The organism is Verrucomicrobium sp. BvORR106 (genome assembly GCF_000739655.1).
Lineage (GTDB): Bacteria > Verrucomicrobiota > Verrucomicrobiia > Verrucomicrobiales > Verrucomicrobiaceae > Verrucomicrobium.
The window spans coordinates 1-874 of the sequence record NZ_BATR01000205.1 but is presented as its reverse complement, the minus strand read 5'-3'; the positions used below and the strand labels follow the sequence as shown (position 1 = coordinate 874).

Annotated in this window: 1 protein-coding gene; it reads right to left on the bottom strand. The window is 57.4% G+C overall.

Features of this window, described 5'->3' with window-relative positions:
• A partial coding sequence (locus BV106_RS34775; protein WP_038172892.1) for a transposase occupies window positions 1-818 on the bottom strand: 818 nt, incomplete at its 3' end.
• Between the last annotated feature and the right edge of the window lie 56 nt (window positions 819-874).

The window sequence follows — 874 nt, the reverse complement described above, 5'->3', positions numbered from 1 at the left end:
CCCTGATTGGTGGCCTCGATGTCGACAATGAGATGGTGGGCTCCATCCACCGCGCTCTGCACATTGTATCCCACCACGCTGCCTTGGGCCGTGCTCTTCTTGACCAATCGGGCATCAGGGTCAGTCAGCGATATCTGGGTTTCACCGCTGAGTTCCAGATCCCTCTGCATCTGCTCGTAGCGCTCTTTGGCAGCCTGGAGCTGAGTGATTTTGTCCTGAAGGTCCTCGACCTTCTCGCTTTCCACGCCGCCGCTGGAGCCTGAGGCGGTATCGTTGAGTTCAAGCTCCCTGAGATACTCAGCGATGTTCTTGTCCACGGTGGTGATCAACCCCTGGAGCTTGGGTTTGGTAAAATTGCGACTTCTGGAGTTGTCGGCTTTGAAGAAGGTGCCGTCGATGGCGACGATCTGTGCTCCAAAGAGGTTGAGATCCCGGCACAGGACGTTGAACTGCCGGAAGACTTGCTTGAAGACGGTGCGGTGGGCCCGCCGGAACTCGCTGATGGTTTTATGGTCCGGGCGCAGGCGTCTGAGCAGCCAGATGACCTCCAGATTGTGTTGGGTGAGCCGCTCAAGCTCCCTGCTGGAGCGCACACGGTAGAGATAACCATAGACGAAAAGCTTGAGCAGGTCGCCTGGGGCATAACCGGGTCTGCCGGTAGAAGCGGGAGCGGCAGGCAGTTGCACCTGCTGCAAGTCCAGATTTTCGACAAAGGCATCAATGAAGCGCACCGTGTTTTCGGGGCCGACATAGTCTTCGAGGCACTCCGGAAACATTGAGGCCTGAGCGCGGTCTGCTCCAGTGATGAAACGACTCATGGTCAGCTACCTGCCACGGCCTCCTCATTCCCTCCAGCAGTTTTGACACAGTCTCT